Source organism: Phaeovulum vinaykumarii, assembly GCF_900156695.1.
In the GTDB taxonomy this organism is placed as follows: domain Bacteria; phylum Pseudomonadota; class Alphaproteobacteria; order Rhodobacterales; family Rhodobacteraceae; genus Bieblia_A; species Bieblia_A vinaykumarii.
On sequence record NZ_FTOM01000001.1, the window covers coordinates 897,995 to 911,117 of the forward strand.

The following is a 13,123-nucleotide window of genomic DNA, read 5'->3' on the forward strand; positions in this document are numbered from 1 at the left end:
CCGGCCGCGCGTCAGCGCCGCCGCGTGCGCCGGACCTTGCGCGCCACCCCGCGTTCGCGCGCCTTGAGCGCGGCCAGCTTGCGCCCGCGCGGCTTCTTGCCGTTCGGGCCCGCACCGCCCGGCATCGGCCCGCCCTCGATCTCGAGCAGCTCGAGCATCAGCCCGCCGGTCATCGGCACCGCCTCGGACAGCCGCACCGTCACCCGCTGGCCGATGCCGATGGTCAGCCCGGTCTCCGAGCCGATCAGCTCCTGGCGGTCGCGGTCGTAATGAAAGAACTCGCGCCCGATCCCGCGGATCGGCACCAGCCCGTCGGCGCCGGTCTCGTCCAGCTTCACGAAGGCGCCGAATTTCTGCACGCCGCTGATCCGCCCGGTGAATTCATTGCCCACGCGGTCGGCCAGATAGGCCGCCAGATAGCGGTCGGTGGTGTCGCGCTCGGCGGCCATCGACCGCCGCTCGGTCTCGGAGATATGCTCGGCCGTCTCCGACAGCGTCTCGATCTCCTCGGGCGACAGCCCGTCCTTGCCCCAGCGATGCCCCGAGATCAGCGCGCGATGCACGATCAGGTCGGAATAGCGCCGGATGGGCGAGGTGAAATGCGCATAGGACCGCAGCGCCAGCCCGAAATGGCCCAGGTTCTGCGGCGCGTAATAGGCCTGGGTCATCGAACGCAGGGTCGAGATGTTCATCAGCTCGTCGAACTCGGTGCCCTCGGCCTGCGACAGGAGCCGGTTGAGATGGGCCGTGCGCAGCACCTGCCCCTTGGCCAGAACGAAGCCCGAGGCCTGGGCGACCTCGCGCAGGGCGTCGAGCTTCTCGGGGCTGGGTTCCTCGTGGACGCGATAGAGAAGCGGGCGGCGCAGACGCTCCAGCTCCTCGGCGGCGGCGACATTGGCCAGCACCATGAATTCCTCGATCAGCCGATGCGCATCGAGCCGATCCTTGAACCGCACCGAGCTGACCGCGCCCGTCTCCGACAGCACGATCTGGCGTTCGGGCAGGTCAAGATCCAGCGGCTGGCGCGCGCGCCGCGCCATCACCAGCGCGTCATAGGCAGCATAGAGCGGCGCGATCACCGGCGCGCAGAGGGGTTCGAGCGCGGGCGCGGGCCGGCCGTCCTGCGCGGCCTGCACCTCCTCGTAGGCCAGCCCCGCGCGCGAGCGGATGATCGCGCGGGCGAAGCGGTGGCCGATCTTGTTGCCGGTGGCGTCGATCTTCATGCGCACCGCGATCACCGCGCGCGGCACGCCGGGATGCAGCGAACACAGGTCGTTCGACAGCCGCTCGGGCAGCATCGGCACCACCCGGTCGGGGAAGTAGGTGGAATTGCCGCGCTTGCGGGCCTCGCGGTCCAGCGCCGAGCCGGGGGTGACGTAATGGGCCACATCGGCGATGGCGACCCAGATGACATGGCCGCCGTCATTGGCGGGGTCATCGTCGGGGGCGGCGAAACAGGCGTCGTCGCGGTCGCGCGCATCGGCGGGGTCGATGGTCACGAAGGGCAGATCGGTCAGATCCTCGCGGCCCTCGGGGCCGGCGGGATGGGCACGGTCGGCCTCGGCGATGACGGCATCGGGAAAGTCGTCGGGGATGGCATGCTGATGGATGGCGATCAGCGAGATCGCGCGCGGCGCCGACGGATCGCCCAGCCGTTCGAGCACCCGCGCCCGCGGCAGGCCCATGCGCCCGCGCGGGCCGGTTTGCTCGCCCTCGACCAATTCGCCGTCGCGCGCGTCAAGCGTGGCGCCCGCGGGCACGATCCATTCCTTGTCCGCGCCCTTGTCGATGGGGGTGATGCGGCCGCCCTCGGCGCCCTTGCGGAAGATGCCCACGACGCGGTGGCTGGCCACGCCGATGCGGCGGATGGGCCGGGCCTCATAGCCGCCCTCGACCTCGGTCATGCGCGCAAGGATGCGGTCGCCGCGGCCCAGCGCCGGCCCCTCGGGACGGTCGATCACGCGCACGCGCGGGGCCGCGCCCTGCCCGGTCCATTCCAGCGGCCGGGCCAGCAGATCGCCCGCCTCATCGGGGCCTGTCACCTCCAGAACGGCGACGGGCGGCAGGCGGTCGGGATCGGTGAAGCGCTTGCGGTGACGCTCGATCTGGCCAGCCTCGGCCATCTCCTTGAGCAGGCGTTTCAGTTCGATCTTGGCCGCGCCCTTGATGCCGAAGGCGCGTGCGATGTCCCGCCGCGAGTTGTCCTCGGGGTGGTCCTTGATCCAGGCCAGGATCTCTTCCTTGGTGGGCAGGTCGCTCATGTCTCCCGAGCTATCACGCGCGCGGGAACTCGTCACCGGCAATCGCGCAGGTTCAGGCGAAATACTGCGCCAGAATCCGCCCGTAGATCGCCTTCAGCGTCTCGATCTGCGCGGTCGGCACGCGCTCGTCGACCTGATGCATGGTCTGGCCCACCAGACCGAATTCCACCACCGGGCACAGATCCTTGATGAAGCGCGCATCCGACGTGCCCCCCGAGGTCGAGGCCTCGGGGCGAAGCCCGGTCTCGGCCTCGACGGCGGCGGCGACCAGCTCGGTGAAATCGCCCGGCGCGGTCAGGAAGCTCTCGCCCGAGATCTCGGTGCGAAGGCTCAGCCGGATGCCGGTTTCCTCCTCGACGGCCGCGGCATGGCTGCGCAGCCATTCCGACAGGCTGGTGCCGGTATGGGCGTCGTTGAAGCGGATATTGAGCGTGGCGCGCGCCTCGGCGGGAATGACGTTATTGGCCGGGTTGCCGCAGTCGATCGTGGTGATCTGGAGCGAGGAGGGGTCGAAATGCGCGGTGCCCGCATCCAGCGGCCAGGTGACCAGCCGCCCCAGAAGCGCGGTCAGCCCGTGCAGCGGATTGCGCGCGCGATGCGGATAGGCAACGTGCCCCTGCACGCCCTGCGCGGTGATATAGGCGGTGATCGAGCCGCGCCGGCCCACCTTCATCATCTGGCCCAGGGCCTCGGGGCAGGTGGGCTCGCCGACCAGGCAGACGTCCATCCCCTCGCCCTGCGCCGCCATCCAGTCGAGGATCGCGCGGGTGCCGTCACGGGCGGGGCCTTCCTCGTCGCCGGTCAGGGTGACGACCACGGCGCCATCGGCGGGGGGCGTCCGGCGCACGAAATCGACCGCCGCCGCCAGAAAGGCCGCCACCCCCGATTTCATGTCCGTGGCCCCGCGCCCCCACAGAACACCATCGACGATTTCACCCCCGAACGGGTCGCGCTGCCAGGCCGCGCCGTCGCCCACCGGGACCACATCGGTATGGCCGTTGAAGCCAAAGCGCCGCGTGGCGTCCCGCGCCCCCCAGCGCGCAAAGAGATTGGGAACGCCGTTGCGCGGGATCCGTGTCACGGCAAAGCCCGCCTCCTCCAGCAGCGCCGCGGCAAGATCCAGCGCGCCCGCATCGGCCGGGGTCACCGACGGACAGCGGATCAGCCGCGCGGTCAGGTCCACGGGATCGACGGGGGAAAACGGGGCGGCGGACATGGGGCAGGCCTCCTTGCGGCGCGGGTTGGGATCGGCGGCAGTGTTGCCCCAGCGCCACCCGCGGGGCAAGGGCCGGCAGACCGCGCGCAAAAGCGGTTAACAGCCCCGTGACCGCATGGCAGGCTGTCGCAAGACAAGAGGGCCCGCGGCAGGCACCGGCGCAAAAGACGTGCGGGCCGCGCGGGCAAGAGACGAGCAGATGACCCAAGACATGTTGTCCGCGCCGCTTGCGGCGCCGGATGCGGGCGCCACCATTCCCTGTTTCGTGGCCGGCACCCCGATCCTGACCCCTTCCGGGCCGCGCCCGGTCGAGACCCTGCGCCCCGGCGACCGGGTGCTGACCCGCGATGCCGGCGCGCAGCCCCTGGTGTGGGTGGGCGCGCGCCAGGTCGCAGCCCAGGGCGCACAGGCCCCGATCGAGATCGCCGCGGAGACCTTCGGTCCGCATGCGTGCCTGCGCGTCTCGGCCCAGCACCGCATCCTGATCCGCGACCCGCTGGCGGAATTGCTGTTCGGCACGCCCGAGGTGCTGATCGCCGCGCGCGACCTGATCGACGGCCAAAGCGTGCGCCGGATCGCGGGGGGAACCGCAACCTATGTCCATCTTGCCTTTCGCACCCACCACATCGTGATGTCGGCCGGGCTGGCCAGCGAAAGCTTCCGCCCCGGCCCGGCGGTGCTGGCGGGCATGGCGGCAGCGGATCGGGCGGCCCTTCTGGCGCTGTTTCCCGGCGCGGACCGGGTCGCAGCCTTCCGCCCGGCCCGCCCGCTCCTGCGCGCCCACGAGGCCCGCGTCCTGCTGGCGGCCGCCACAGACCGCCGCGCGCCCCGGCCCGAACCTGCGCTCCCCCCTGCGCCATCCCCCGCGCAGGCCGCCTGAACGCGATTCACCACGACAGAATGCTTCGCGCCATGCCGCGCGCGCGAATTTTAATTGCGCTGCACCTGCAAAATGTCTAATCCATCCGGCAATCACGAGGAGGACTCGATTCATGCCGCATGATGGGGGCGATATGCCGAAGACCGCTTTGCTTGCCGATCTGCTTGCCCTGACCGAAGCCGCGCTGCCCGAGGTGGACGCGCTTCTGAAGGGGTCCACCGATGCCCTGGCCGCCGAGGTCACCGAAGGCGGCCGCATCAAGGGCGCGCTTCTGGAGACGCGCCAGTTCGAGGCGCATGCGCTGGCCTGGCTGGCCACCTATGCCCAGTCGCTGCGCCAGATGCGCGCCTGGGCGGGGCGTCTGTCGGAGGCGGGCCGCTTCGGCGACATGGAGGCGCTGCTTCTCCAGATCGGCTTTGGCGAATACCTCTCGCAGATCGCCGGCGGCATCCCGATGAGCCAGAACGAAACCGCGCGCCTGGCCGATCTGGGCCAGAGCTGGACGCCGGGCCCCGCGGCCGCGGCGCTGATCGCGGGTGGCAACACCGCGGCCGCGCGCGCGGCGCTGGTGGCGCTGATGCGCGAGAACCACGGCAAGGCCACCTTCGGCGAAACCGGGCTCGACGAGGATCTGGAGATGATCCGCGAGCAGTTCCGCCGCTATGCCGAGGACCGCGTGGTCCCGAACGCCCATGAATGGCACCTCAAGGATGAGCTGATCCCGATGGAGATCATCCAGGAGCTGGCCGAGCTGGGCGTGTTCGGCCTGACCATCCCCGAGGAATACGGCGGGCTGGGCCTGTCCAAGGCGTCGATGGTCGTGGTCTCCGAGGAGCTTTCGCGCGGCTATATCGGCGTGGGCAGCCTGGGGACGCGCTCCGAGATCGCAGCCGAGCTGATCCTGTGCGGCGGCACCGAGGAGCAGAAACACAAATGGCTGCCGGCGCTGGCCTCGGGCGAGATCCTGCCCACCGCGGTCTTCACCGAACCCAACACCGGCTCGGACCTGGGCAGCCTGCGCACGCGCGCGGTGCGCGACGGCGACGATTGGGTGGTGACCGGCAACAAGACCTGGATCACCCATGCCGCGCGCACCCATGTGATGACGCTGCTGGCGCGCACCGATCCCGCCACCACCGATTACAAGGGACTGTCGATGTTCCTGGCGGAAAAGACGCCGGGCACCGATGAAGCCCCGTTCCCCACCCCCGGCATGACCGGCGGCGAGATCGAGGTTCTGGGCTATCGCGGCATGAAGGAATACGAGCTGGGCTTTGACGGCTTCCGCGTGAAGGGCGAGAACCTTCTGGGCGGCGTCGAGGGCCAGGGCTTCAAGCAGCTGATGCAGACCTTCGAGAGCGCCCGCATCCAGACCGCCGCGCGCGCCGTGGGGGTTGCGCAATCGGCGCTGGAAACCGGGATGCGCTATGGCGAGGACCGCAAGCAGTTCGGCAAGGCGCTGATCGAATTCCCGCGCGTGGCCGGCAAGCTGGCGATGATGGCGGTCGAGATCATGATCGCGCGCCAGCTCACCTATTCCTCGGCCTGGGAAAAGGACCACGACCACCGCTGCGATCTCGAAGCGGGGATGGCCAAGCTGCTGGGCGCCCGCGTCGCCTGGGCCTGCGCCGACAACGCGCTCCAGATCCACGGCGGCAACGGCTTCGCGCTGGAATATCAGATCTCGCGCATCCTGTGCGACGCGCGCATTCTCAACATCTTCGAGGGCGCCGCCGAGATCCAGGCACAGGTGATTGCGCGCCGGCTTCTCGACACCCGCGGCTGAGCCATCGGTCGCATTCGGCACGCAAGGCAGGGCGCATCTTCGGATGCGCCCTCTTCATTTCGCGCCCCCTCCGGCAACCCGCGCCGACAGCCCGGCCACAAGGCGCGCCCGCGCCGCCGGCAGCGGCTTGCCCACCAGTTCCGGCGCCAGGTGACGTTCGAGGAAATGTCCGGTCGTGGCCAGCCCGGCCAGGATGTCGGCGGGGGGCGCCGCGGCCTCCTCGGCGCGCAGGCAGGGCGGCAGCGGCAACAGCCGGTCGGCCCAGACGCCTGCCCCCGCGGCGCTGACCGCGCGGCCGGTGCGCGGGCTGACATGAACCAGCCCCTCGGCCGTTCCCGTCACCGCGCAGGCCGACAGGTCCAGCCCGAAGCCCATCTCCTGTAGGAAGTCGCGCTCCCAGCACAGATAGGCCCGCGGCCAGCCCGCGTCCCCCGCAGCCAGCAGGTCCAGAAGCGTTTCCGTCACGGCAAAGAGAACGGGATGGGGGTCGCGCTCGGGCAGGGCAAAGCGGACCAGCGCACAGACGGAATTGAGCGCCATCAGCGCGCCCGGATCGGACAGGATACCCGCCCGCGCGCGCGCCGGTTCCACCGTGAAGACGCCCAGATGGTCGTCAAGCCGCGCCCGCCAGGACAGGGCCAGCCGCGTGCCCGGTTGCAGATGCGCCGCCTGCCGGCGCGAGGCGCCGCCGCGCACCACCCCGGCGTGGCGGCCATGATCGCGGGTCAGCACCTCGAGGATGGCCGAGGTCTCGCCGTGCCGGCGCATCGAAAGAACGCTGCCTTCGTCCTGCCAGTCCATGCTTGTCTCTCTGGGCCCGTCGCTCTGGGGCCTGTCGCTCTGGGAACCGTCGTTCTGGGGGCCCGCCCCTATCGTGCGTGCGCTGGCACCGCCGCTCAGCGCTTGAACGGCGCCATGCCGGCGCGGGCCAGCTCGTCGGCGCGTTCGTTCTCGGGGTGGCCGGCGTGGCCCTTGATCCATTCCCAGCGCACCTTGTGGCGCGCCTGCGCCGCGTCCAGACGCTGCCACAGATCGACATTCTTGACCGGCTTGCGGTCGGCCGTCTTCCAGCCGTTCTTCTTCCAGCCGTGGATCCAGCCAGTGACGCCGTTCTTCACATAGGCGGAATCGGTCGTCAGCACGATCTCGGAGGGGCGCTCCAGCGTCTCGAGCGCCGAGATCGCCGCCATCAGCTCCATGCGGTTGTTGGTGGTGTCGGCCTCGCCGCCGTTCAGCTCGCGCTCGCGCAGGATCTCGCCGCCGCGCAGCGCCCGCAGCAGCACCCCCCAGCCCCCCGGACCGGGATTTCCCGAACAGGCGCCATCGGTCCAGGCGTGGATTTCCATCGCGCTCATGCCCGCTCCAGCGCCAGTTTCAGCCCCAGCCCGGCAAAGGCCGCCGCAAAGAGCCGGCGCAGCCAGGCCATGATCGTGGGGCTGGACAGGGCCGCCTCGCGGCCGCTGGCGGCCAGCCCGGCATAAAGGGCGAAGACGGCAAAGGTCATCGCGGCAAAGCCCAGACCCAGCCCGGTCATCTCGGCGGTGCCGGCGCCGGGGGCCAGGAATTGCGGCAGGAAGGCCAGGAAGAACATCGGCAGTTTCGGATTGAGCAGGTTCAGAAGGATGCCGCGGCTGACGATGCGCAGGGTGGTGCCCGGCGCCTCGGGGCGCGGGGTCAGACCGCCGCGGCCCTGAAGCGTGCCCCAGGCCATCCACAACAGATAGGCCACGCCCGCGAACTTGATCGTCTGGAACAGGACCGCGCTGGTGTGCAGCACCGCCGCCAGCCCCAGGATCGCCACGCCCAGATGCACGATCGTGGCGATGGTGCAGCCCAGCGCTGCCCAGAGGCCCGCGCGCAGCCCGCCCCCCAGCGTCATCGACAGCGTGTAGAGCACGCCGATCCCCGGCGCGAGACAGACGACCAGAGCGGTCAGCAGGAATTCGGGCGACATGTGTCCTCGGGCAGGAAAGCGGCCCGGCCGGGCGCGCGAAAGGCCGGAGAGCCCGGCAGATCAGGCGTCGTCGGTGACCCGGACAATGCGCGGCAGCTTGAATTCCACGCGTTCCTTCAGGGTCTCGACGGTGCCCAGGGTGACATCATAGCGGTCGCGGAAGGCCGCGATCACCTCGTCGACCAGCACCTCGGGGGCGCTGGCGCCGGCGGTGATACCGATGGATTTCACCCCCGCCAGCGCGTCGAAATCAATCACGTCGGCGCGTTCGACCAATTGGGCGCGGGCGCAGCCGGCGGCGCGGGCGACCTCGACCAGGCGGCGCGAGTTCGACGAGGTGGGCGAGCCCAGCACCAGGATCGCCTCGACCTTCTCGGCCAGCGCCTTGACCGCGCCCTGGCGGTTGGTGGTGGCGTAGCAGATATCCTCGCGCGAGGGGCCCGAGATGCCGGGGAAGCGCGCCTCGAGCGCGGCGACGATGCCGCGGGTGTCATCGACCGAAAGGGTGGTCTGGGTGATGAAGGCCAGCTTCGCGGGGTCGCGCGGCTCGATCTTGGCCACATCCTCGACGCTTTCGACCAGAAGCACCTCGCCTTCGGGCAGCTGGCCCATGGTGCCCACGGTCTCGGGGTGGCCCTTGTGGCCGATCATGACCATCTGGAGCCCTTCCTCGCTGTGGCGCGCGGCCTCGAGATGGACCTTGGTCACCAGCGGGCAGGTGGCGTCCACGACGGTCATGCCGCGGCGCTCGGCCTCCTCGGGGACGGATTTCGGCACGCCATGCGCCGAAAAGATCACCGGACGGTCAACGGGGCATTCGTCCAGCTCTTCCACGAAGACGGCGCCCTTGGCGCGCAGCGTTTCCACAACGTATTTGTTGTGCACGATCTCGTGGCGGACATAGACCGGCGCGCCCCATTTCTCGAGCGCCATCTCCACGATGCGGATCGCGCGGTCGACACCGGCGCAGAAGCCACGCGGCGCGGCAAGGTAGAGATCGAGAGAAGGCTTGGGCATGGGGTCTTTCCTGTCGTCCTGCGGGCCAGTTTCGCGCTTTCCGAGAGGTAAGCACATGGGCGCCGCGCGTCCAGCCTCCATCCCGCCGCAGCCCCCCTCTCACGCGAAGATGACCACGGCAGGCCGCAGGCACGGCGACGAAGGGCGCGCCGGTCAGGTCTCGGCGGGGGCGTCCTCGCGCTCGGGGCGGGGTTCGCGCGGGGGGCGGCCGATCACTTCGCGCAGGGCGTCCAGTTCGATGAAATTGTCGGCCTGGCGGCGCAATTCGTCGGCGATCATCGGCGGCTGGCTGCGGATGGTCGAGACGACCGAGACCCGCACGCCCTGGCGCTGGAGGCTTTCGACCAGGGGCCGGAAGTCGCCGTCGCCCGAGAACAGCACCGCATGATCCAGCCGCGGCGCCAGTTCCATGGCGTTCACGGCCAGCTCGATGTCCATGTTGCCCTTGACCTTCCGGCGGCCCATCGAGTCGGTGTATTCCTTGGCCGGCTTGGTCACCATCGCGTAGCCGTTGTAATGCAGCCAGTCGACCAGCGGACGGATGGGCGAATATTCCTCGTTCTCGAGAAGGGCGGTGTAATAGAAGGCACGCACCAGCTTGCCGCGGCGCTCGAACTCCTGGCGAAGAAGCTTGTAGTCGATATCGAACCCCAGCGCCTTGGCCGCCGCATAGAGGTTCGCGCCATCGATGAACAGCGCCAGCCGTTCGTCCTTGTAGAACATAAATGCTTCCCTTTCCTGCCCCTTGGGGCGAAACCGGCGCTCGGCGCGCCGCAAATTGAAGACGTCGCAAGATCGTCAAGAACTAGACGTCGGGAGCATATCATGAAATCTGCCTTTTCAGATAATAGGCCATTTCTGGTGGGGCTGGGCGGAAACCTGCCCAACGGAGCATCACAGATCCGCGAGACCCTGACCTTCGCGCTGGCGCAGATGCCGGCGCGCGGCCTCTTTCCCACCGTGATCAGCCGCTTTTTCCGGACGCCCGCCTACCCGCCCGGTTCGGGCCCCGATTTCGTCAATGCCTGCGCGGTGCTGCGGGCGCCGGGGCTGGCGCCGGCCGAGGTGCTGGCGCGGCTGCACGCGATCGAGGCCGAGGCCGGGCGTCAGCGGCAGCGGCGCTGGGGGCCGCGCACGCTGGATCTGGACCTGCTGGGCGCGGGGGATCTGATCCTGCCCGACGTCGCGGGCCAGGCCGAATGGATGAACCTGCCCGCCGCCGCGCAGATGCAGGCCGCCCCCGACCGGCTGATCCTGCCGCATCCGCGCCTTCAGGACCGCGCCTTCGTGCTGGTGCCGCTGGCCGAGATCGCCGCCCATTGGCGCCACCCGCTCCTGGGCCGGAGCGTGGCCGAGATGTGCGCCGCCCTTCCCGCGGCCGAAAAAGCGGCAATCCGCCCGCTTTGACGGCCGGTTTCGCGGCACTCGGCGCTTGTCAAGAGGGCGCTGAAGGCTTAGATAGGCCACTCACCCCGCCCCCCGGAAGGAGCATCACATGGCCCGCGTGACGGTTGAAGATTGCGTTGACAAGGTCCCGAACCGGTTCGAACTGGTGATGCTGGCCGCCCATCGCGCGCGCGAAGTGGCCGCCGGTGCGCCGCTGACGGTGGAGCGTGACAACGACAAGAACCCCGTCGTTGCGCTGCGCGAGATCGCCGAGGAAACCCAATCGGCCGACGACCTGCGCGAACGTCTGATCGAATCGCATCAGACCCAGATCGAGGTCGACGAACCCGAGGACGATCAGATGTCGCTGCTGATGTCGGGCGAAGCCGCCGACCGCCCCGCCGAGGACGACATGTCCGAAGAGCGCATGCTGCGCGCGCTGATGGAAGCCCAGGGCCGCGAATAAGGCGCCCCCGACAGGAAAGGCGTGCGGACGGGAATGATCGACGTCGAGGATCTGGTCGCGCTCGTCCGCAACTATAACCCGCGCACCAATGCCGATCTGATCCGCCGGGCCTATGATTACGGCCTGCGGATGCATGACGGGCAATTCCGCAAGTCCGGCGAGCCCTATTTCACCCATCCCGTCGCCGTTGCCGCCATCCTGACCGAACAGCGGCTGGACGACGCGACCATCGTCACCGCCCTTCTGCACGACACGATCGAGGACACGCGCTCGACCTACACCGAGGTCGAGGGGCTCTTCGGGCATGACGTGGCCGAGCTGGTCGATGGCGTCACCAAGCTGACCAACCTTCAGCTGTCCTCTTCCGAAAGCAAGCAGGCCGAGAATTTCCGCAAGCTGTTCATGGCCATGTCCAAGGATCTGCGGGTGATCCTGGTCAAGCTGGCCGACCGGCTGCACAACATGCGCACCATCCGGTCGATGCGCCCCGAGAAACAGGCGCAGAAGGCCCGCGAGACCATGGAGATCTATGCGCCGCTGGCCGGGCGCATGGGCATGCAATGGATGCGCGAGGAGCTTGAGGATCTGAGCTTCAAGGTGCTGAACCCCGAGGCCCGCACCTCGATCATCCGCCGGTTCGTCACGCTCCAGCGCGAGACCGGCGACCTGATCCCCAGGATCACCGCCGATATCCGCGCCGAGATGGACCGCGCCGGCATCGAGGCCGATGTCTTCGGCCGCGCCAAGCGCCCCTATTCGATCTGGCGCAAGATGGAGGAAAAGCAGCTTTCCTTCTCGTCGCTGTCCGACATCTACGGCTTTCGCGTCATCACCCGCACCGAGGCCGATTGCTACCGCGTGCTGGGCGTCATCCACCAGCGCTGGCGGGCGGTGCCGGGCCGGTTCAAGGATTACATCAGCCAGCCCAAGTCGAACGGCTATCGCTCGATCCACACCACCGTCTCGGGCCGCGACGGCGTGCGCGTCGAGGTGCAGATCCGCACCCGCCAGATGCACGAGGTCGCCGAATCGGGCGTGGCGGCGCATTGGTCCTACCGCGAGGGGGTGCGCGCCCAGAACCCCTTTGCCGTCGATCCCGCGAAATGGATCGCCACGCTGACCGAACGCTTCCAGGAAGGCGACAACGACGAATTCCTCGAGAACGTGAAGCTCGAGATGTATTCCGATCAGGTGTTCTGCTTCACCCCCAAGGGCGACGTGGTGAAGCTGCCCAAGGGCGCCACGCCGATCGACTATGCCTACGCGATCCACACCCGGATCGGCAATTCCTGCGTCGGCGCCAAGGTGGACGGGATCCGCGTGCCGCTGTGGACCCGGCTCAAGAACGGCCAGGCGGTCGAGATCATCACCGCCGCGGGCCAGCGCCCGCAGGCCAGCTGGCTTGACATCGTGGTGACCGGCCGCGCCAAGGGGGCGATCCGCAAATCCCTGCGCGAGGAAGACCGCACCCGCTTCATCAAGCTGGGCACCGAACTGGTGCGCGTGGCCTTCGAACATGTGGGCCGCAAGGTCACCGACAAGGCGCTGCGCACCGCGGCCAAGACGCTGGGCGTGGGCGACCCCGACGAGCTTCTGGCGCGGATCGGATCGGCCGAGATGACCGCGCGCGAGGTGATCGAGACGCTCTATCCCGAGCTGGCCTCGCGCCCGGACGACGAGATCGACACCGCCCGCGCGGTGCTGGGCCTGGCCGCCGACCAGACCTTCCGCCGCGCCGCATGCTGCCAGCCGCTGCCCGGCGAGCGGATCATCGGCATCACCTATCGCGGCAAGGGCGTCGTCATCCACGCCGCCGATTGCCCCGCGCTGGCCGATTTCGAGGAACAGCCCGAACGCTGGGTCGACCTGCACTGGCATTCCGGGCGCCATCCGGCCGAATACAGCGTCAGCCTGGATCTGACCATCGCCAATGATGCCGGGGTTCTGGGACATCTGTGCACCTTGATCGGAACCCAGAAGGCGAATATTTCCAACCTGCACTTCGTCGATCGCAAACCGGATTATTACTCTTTGGAGCTAGAAGTCGAGTTGCGCGACGTGGAGCATCTGCACAACCTGTTGACGGCGCTCGAGGCGGAGAGCGACGTGGCGCAGGTGGAAAGGCACCGGGATCTCGCGCGCAAACCCTGAGGGCAG

Annotated in this window: 12 protein-coding genes; 5 read left to right on the forward strand and 7 right to left on the reverse strand. The window is 69.0% G+C overall.

The window, feature by feature from the left end:
- Positions 1–11 precede the first annotated feature (11 nt).
- On the reverse strand, positions 12–2,261 hold the full coding sequence (rnr, locus tag BW949_RS04145; protein ID WP_076363611.1) for a ribonuclease R: 2,250 nt from the start codon (positions 2,259–2,261) through the stop codon (positions 12–14).
- A 52-nt stretch (positions 2,262–2,313) separates the two neighbouring features.
- Positions 2,314–3,477, reverse strand: coding sequence for a succinyl-diaminopimelate desuccinylase (dapE, locus tag BW949_RS04150; protein ID WP_076363612.1), 1,164 nt, complete (start codon positions 3,475–3,477; stop codon positions 2,314–2,316).
- A gap of 199 nt (positions 3,478–3,676) precedes the next feature.
- Here dapE and BW949_RS04155 point away from each other — a divergent pair, with 199 nt between their 5' ends.
- The gene (locus BW949_RS04155) at positions 3,677–4,357 is read left to right on the forward strand and encodes a Hint domain-containing protein (protein WP_076363613.1); all 681 of its coding nucleotides are present in this window, start codon (positions 3,677–3,679) and stop codon (positions 4,355–4,357) included.
- A gap of 112 nt (positions 4,358–4,469) precedes the next feature.
- Positions 4,470–6,143: an acyl-CoA dehydrogenase family protein gene (locus BW949_RS04160; protein WP_076363614.1), complete on the forward strand. Its 1,674-nt coding sequence runs from the start codon at positions 4,470–4,472 to the stop codon at positions 6,141–6,143.
- 54 nt (positions 6,144–6,197) lie between these two features.
- Here the strand turns inward: BW949_RS04160 and recO are convergent, their stop codons facing one another.
- The 5 genes from recO to BW949_RS04185 form a co-directional block, all read right to left on the reverse strand.
- Positions 6,198–6,944: a DNA repair protein RecO gene (gene recO, locus BW949_RS04165; RefSeq protein ID WP_076363615.1), complete on the reverse strand. Its 747-nt coding sequence runs from the start codon at positions 6,942–6,944 to the stop codon at positions 6,198–6,200.
- Positions 6,945–7,039: 95 nt separating this feature from the next.
- Positions 7,040–7,498, reverse strand: a complete 459-nt coding sequence (gene rnhA / locus BW949_RS04170) for a ribonuclease HI (RefSeq protein ID WP_076363616.1) — start codon at positions 7,496–7,498, stop codon at positions 7,040–7,042.
- Positions 7,495–8,097: a LysE family translocator gene (locus BW949_RS04175; protein WP_076363617.1), complete on the reverse strand. Its 603-nt coding sequence runs from the start codon at positions 8,095–8,097 to the stop codon at positions 7,495–7,497. Before BW949_RS04175 ends, rnhA begins: the two co-directional genes overlap by 4 nt.
- A 60-nt stretch (positions 8,098–8,157) precedes the next feature.
- Positions 8,158–9,114: a 4-hydroxy-3-methylbut-2-enyl diphosphate reductase gene (gene ispH / locus BW949_RS04180; protein WP_076363618.1), complete on the reverse strand. Its 957-nt coding sequence runs from the start codon at positions 9,112–9,114 to the stop codon at positions 8,158–8,160.
- 153 nt (positions 9,115–9,267) lie between these two features.
- Positions 9,268–9,837, reverse strand: a complete 570-nt coding sequence (locus tag BW949_RS04185) for a LabA-like NYN domain-containing protein (RefSeq protein ID WP_076363619.1) — start codon at positions 9,835–9,837, stop codon at positions 9,268–9,270.
- Positions 9,838–9,939: 102 nt separating this feature from the next.
- On the opposite strand from BW949_RS04185, the gene folK reads away from it, so the two are divergent.
- The 3 genes from folK (at position 9,940) to BW949_RS04200 (ending at position 13,117) form a co-directional block, all read left to right on the forward strand.
- A complete protein-coding gene (gene folK, locus BW949_RS04190; RefSeq protein WP_076363620.1) occupies positions 9,940–10,521 on the forward strand; it encodes a 2-amino-4-hydroxy-6-hydroxymethyldihydropteridine diphosphokinase in 582 nt (193 codons plus the stop codon).
- 88 nt (positions 10,522–10,609) lie between these two features.
- A complete protein-coding gene (rpoZ, locus tag BW949_RS04195; protein ID WP_076363621.1) occupies positions 10,610–10,966 on the forward strand; it encodes a DNA-directed RNA polymerase subunit omega in 357 nt (118 codons plus the stop codon).
- Between the two features lie 33 nt (positions 10,967–10,999).
- Positions 11,000–13,117, forward strand: coding sequence for a RelA/SpoT family protein (locus BW949_RS04200; protein ID WP_076363622.1), 2,118 nt, complete (start codon positions 11,000–11,002; stop codon positions 13,115–13,117).
- Positions 13,118–13,123: the final 6 nt, after the last annotated feature.

What these genes read in the sequence shown, in the direction of transcription:
- BW949_RS04175 (WP_076363617.1), bottom strand. Translation starts at nt 8,097, where the DNA reads ATGTCGCCCGAATTCCTGCTGACCGCTCTGGTCGTCTGTCTCGCGCCG.
- folK (WP_076363620.1), top strand. Translation starts at nt 9,940, where the DNA reads ATGAAATCTGCCTTTTCAGATAATAGGCCATTTCTGGTGGGGCTGGGC.
- rpoZ (WP_076363621.1), top strand. Translation starts at nt 10,610, where the DNA reads ATGGCCCGCGTGACGGTTGAAGATTGCGTTGACAAGGTCCCGAACCGG.
- recO (WP_076363615.1), bottom strand. Translation starts at nt 6,944, where the DNA reads ATGGACTGGCAGGACGAAGGCAGCGTTCTTTCGATGCGCCGGCACGGC.
- rnhA (WP_076363616.1), bottom strand. Translation starts at nt 7,498, where the DNA reads ATGAGCGCGATGGAAATCCACGCCTGGACCGATGGCGCCTGTTCGGGA.
- dapE (WP_076363612.1), bottom strand. Translation starts at nt 3,477, where the DNA reads ATGTCCGCCGCCCCGTTTTCCCCCGTCGATCCCGTGGACCTGACCGCG.
- BW949_RS04185 (WP_076363619.1), bottom strand. Translation starts at nt 9,837, where the DNA reads ATGTTCTACAAGGACGAACGGCTGGCGCTGTTCATCGATGGCGCGAAC.
- ispH (WP_076363618.1), bottom strand. Translation starts at nt 9,114, where the DNA reads ATGCCCAAGCCTTCTCTCGATCTCTACCTTGCCGCGCCGCGTGGCTTC.
- BW949_RS04160 (WP_076363614.1), top strand. Translation starts at nt 4,470, where the DNA reads ATGCCGCATGATGGGGGCGATATGCCGAAGACCGCTTTGCTTGCCGAT.
- BW949_RS04155 (WP_076363613.1), top strand. Translation starts at nt 3,677, where the DNA reads ATGACCCAAGACATGTTGTCCGCGCCGCTTGCGGCGCCGGATGCGGGC.
- rnr (WP_076363611.1), bottom strand. Translation starts at nt 2,261, where the DNA reads ATGAGCGACCTGCCCACCAAGGAAGAGATCCTGGCCTGGATCAAGGAC.
- BW949_RS04200 (WP_076363622.1), top strand. Translation starts at nt 11,000, where the DNA reads ATGATCGACGTCGAGGATCTGGTCGCGCTCGTCCGCAACTATAACCCG.